The organism is Pleomorphochaeta sp. (assembly GCF_050031695.1).
GTDB lineage: Bacteria > Spirochaetota > Spirochaetia > Sphaerochaetales > Sphaerochaetaceae > Pleomorphochaeta.
Genome location: NZ_JBNAIC010000027.1, coordinates 1 through 3,674 on the forward strand (window position 1 = coordinate 1; position 3,674 = coordinate 3,674).

At 27.1% G+C, this 3,674-nt stretch carries 4 protein-coding genes; 3 read left to right on the plus strand and 1 reads right to left on the minus strand.

Features of this window, described 5'->3' with window-relative positions; genetic code table 11:
- Positions 1-121 precede the first annotated feature (121 nt).
- Together ACPKM0_RS05685 and istB are read left to right on the plus strand one after the other, a co-directional pair.
- The gene (locus tag ACPKM0_RS05685) at positions 122-1,585 is read left to right on the plus strand and encodes an IS21/IS408/IS1162 family transposase (RefSeq protein ID WP_472474147.1); all 1,464 of its coding nucleotides are present in this window, start codon (positions 122-124) and stop codon (positions 1,583-1,585) included.
- 1 nt (position 1,586) lies between these two features.
- Positions 1,587-2,333, plus strand: coding sequence for an IS21-like element helper ATPase IstB (istB, locus tag ACPKM0_RS05690; RefSeq protein ID WP_472474149.1), 747 nt, complete (start codon positions 1,587-1,589; stop codon positions 2,331-2,333).
- Here the strand turns inward: istB and ACPKM0_RS05695 are convergent.
- Entirely contained in the window at positions 2,288-2,554 is a 267-nt protein-coding gene (locus tag ACPKM0_RS05695) for a type II toxin-antitoxin system RelB/DinJ family antitoxin (RefSeq protein ID WP_472474151.1), read from the minus strand. The genes istB and ACPKM0_RS05695 overlap by 46 nt on opposite strands.
- A gap of 55 nt (positions 2,555-2,609) precedes the next feature.
- Here ACPKM0_RS05695 and ACPKM0_RS05700 point away from each other — a divergent pair.
- Positions 2,610-3,674, plus strand: a 1,065-nt coding sequence (locus tag ACPKM0_RS05700) for a recombinase family protein (protein WP_472474153.1), incomplete at its 3' end; no start/stop codon positions are given.

A 3,674-nucleotide genomic window follows, 5' to 3' on the forward strand; every position in this document is an offset into this window, starting at 1 on the left:
TGTATATGGTACTCTAAATATACCCCAAATTTTTTAAATTTTCAGTTGAAATACGGTCCACTCTAAAAATAAACTTCAATATATAAATATTTATATTGGAGGAAAATTAGGAGTGCTATCAATGATGGATTATTATTCAATTATCAAATTGAAACAAAAAGGTTTTTCTAATAGAAAGGTTTCTAAAATGTTATCAATAGATAGAAAAACAATAGCAAGATATTGGAACAAATATGTTGAACAGCAGGAACTTTTAAAAGATGAAAAATCTAATCATAGGGAAATACAAGAAAAGATTTGTACAGCACCAACTTATGATTCATCTACAAGAAAATGTAGAAAATTTAGTGATGAAATGGATCATTTTTTAAACCAAATATTAGAAGAAGAAGTTGAAAAATGTAAAGTATTAGGTCAAAACAAACAATATTTAACATATTATCAAATTTATGAACTAATGCTTGCTGAAGGTTTTGATATAGGACTTACAACAGTAAGTAATAAGATAAAGGAGAAGCGACACAAGGCAAGAGAATGTTTTATTAAACAAGAATACGATTATGGCGATAGATTAGAATATGATTTTGGTGAAGTAAAATTAGTAATTGATGGAGAAGTAGCAACTTATCATTTAGCTGTTTTATCATCTCCAGGAGGAAATTTTAGATGGGCTTATCTTTACAAGAATCAGAAGAAAGATGTTTTTATGGATTCCCATGTACAATTTTTTGAAATGATAAAAGGAGTTTACAAAGAAGTTGTTTATGACAATATGAGAAATGTTGTTTCAAAATTTATTGGTAAAAATGAAAAGGAACTAAATAAAGATTTAATAAATTTATCACTGTATTATGGTTTTGAAATAAATGTCACAAATTGTTTTAGTGGTAATGAGAAAGGTTATGTAGAAAATAGTGTAAAGGTAATTCGTAATAAAGTGTTTGCAAAACATTATAAGTTTAAATCTTTTGAAGAAGCTAGAGAGCATTTAAGAACACAATTACTAGATTTAAACAAAAAAAGTAAAATTAATGAAGAAAAAAAATATCTATTACCACATAAACCAAAGCTTGAATTAGCAGATATTACAATGCTAAAAGTGAATAAATACAGCTTTGTTCAAAGTGAAAATAACTTTTATTCAGTTCCTGAATATTTAGTAGGTAAAACAGTAAATGCAAAGATATATTATGATCATATAGAGATTTATGTAAATAATTGTTTAGTATGTAAACATAAAAAAATAGATGGATTCCGTAATACTAGTATCGATATTAACCATTATTTAAATACTTTTATTAAAAAACCTGGAGCATTAAAGAATTCACTAGCTTTAAAAAGCAAACCAAGGCTGAAATCCATCTATGATGAACATTTTAGCAAAGGACCTAAGATTTTTATAGATATTCTTAGAAAAAATAAAGAAAAAAATATTGATGAGTTAATTGAAATTGTATTATCGTCTATTTCTTTCTCTACAGATGATTCTAAATCAAAAATAAAAGAAGATAGACTTAAAATTGATGCAGCTACAAGAACTCAAACTAGTAAGTATAATAACATATGTATAGGAGGAAATTGTTAAAATGAATATAAAAGAACTTTCAAGTGAATTAAAATTATCATATATAAAAGATAATTATCAATTATTAATAGAAGAAGCTTCTCATACTAAAATGGGATATAAAGAATTTTTAGAAAATGTTCTTGAAAATGAATATTTAAGAAGAAAATCTAATGGAATCAAACGAAGACTAAGATTAGCAAAGTTTAGTACAAAAAAATATTTAGAAGATTTTGATCAGAGTATATACAATGAAGAATTACAAACTAAATTCAAAAATTTAGAGGATTTATTCTTTATTGAAAACAAAGAAAATCTGATTCTAATAGGCCCCCCAGGATCGGGTAAATCACATTTTTCCATAGGACTAGGAGTAAAAGCAATCATGCAAGGAATGAGTGTATTATTCATTTCGGTCCCAAATTTAATAATAGAATTAAAGGAGGCAATGAGCTTAAATCAGTTAAATATTTATAAGAGAAAATTTGAAAAATATGATTTAGTAATTTTAGATGAATTAGGTTATGTCTCATTTGATAAAGCAGGTTGTGAAATCTTATTTAATTTACTTTCAAATCGAAATGATAAAGGCTCAATTATAATAAATACTAATTTGACCTTTGATAGATGGGAAGAGATCTTTAAAGATCCAACGCTTACTGGGGCGATGGTGGACAGGCTGGCTCATAGAGCACATATTTTAGATATGACTAGAGACGTGAGTTATAGATATGAGGATACTATTGCATGGCTAAATGGAACAAAATAGTGGACCTTTTTTGAATTGAAGCTTGGGGTATTTTTCACTTGACGAAAACAATTTGGTTGTTTTAGAACAACTTTAAAGGGAAGTCCTTCTTCTTGAATAACTTGTCTCAAAAAAATATTTATTGCAGTACTCATATCAAGACCTAGACTTGAAAGAATCCTCTGAGCATCCTTTTTAGCTTGTATATCTGTCCTAACTGTAATGCTTGCTTTATTATTCATTTTCTTGCTCCTTGTATTTATACTATAATAAAATAACAATAAATTGTAAACAAATTTGCTTACAAATATAATACATTGTCTTACATTTATAAATTATATACTAATATATGGTGATAATATTAATATAAGTATTATAGAATCAATTATAGTTTCAACAGAGAATAAAAAGCAATTATCAAGTTATGAAACACAAGTTAAATACTATTCTTCTTACATTAAAAATAAACATGAATGGGATTTTGCTGGTGTTTATACTGATGAAGGAATATCAGGAACTAGTACTAAAAAGAAAGAAGGTTTTAAATCAATGGTACAAGATGCACAGACCGGTAAAATTGATTTAATAATTACTAAGAGCGTTAGCAGGTTTGCAAGAAACACTGTAGACAGTTTAACAACTGTTAGAAAATTAAAAGAAAAAGGAATAGAAATCTATTTTGAGAAAGAGAACATCTGGACACTGGACAGTAAAGGAGAATTGCTTATTACTATAATGTCATCCCTTGCTCAAGAAGAATCTAGATCCATTTCTGAAAACTGTACCTGGGGGATAAGAAAGAGATTTGAAGAAGGCAAAGTAAAAATGTCTTATGGTAGCTTTCTTGGCTACGAAAAGGATGATAATGGTAATATTGTAATTAATGAAAGAGAAGCAAATATAGTTAGATATATTTATTCAAGATACTTACAAGGCATAGCCCCTAATGCAATTGCAAGAGAATTAGAAGATAAAAAAGTTCTAAATGTAAGAGGAACTATTAAGTGGTATGGTTCAACTATTAAAAGCATGTTGCAAAATGAAAAATATACTGGTAATGCAATTCTTCAAAAAACTTATTCAACAGACTTTTTATCAAAAAAGAGAAAGGTTAATAATGGAGAAGTTCCAAAGTATTATGTTGAAAACAGTCACCCTTCCATTATAACCAAAGAACAATTTGAACTAGTTCAAGAAGAATTTGAAAAAAGAGGTAATCTTAAAAATAAGAATATAAATAAAAGTGTATTTGCTAATAAAGTTATTTGTGGTGATTGTGGAAGTGTTTATACAACTAAAACCTGGCACTCAACCTCTAAGTATAAAAGAATAATCTTTCAATGTAGTAATAAATATAAAAAC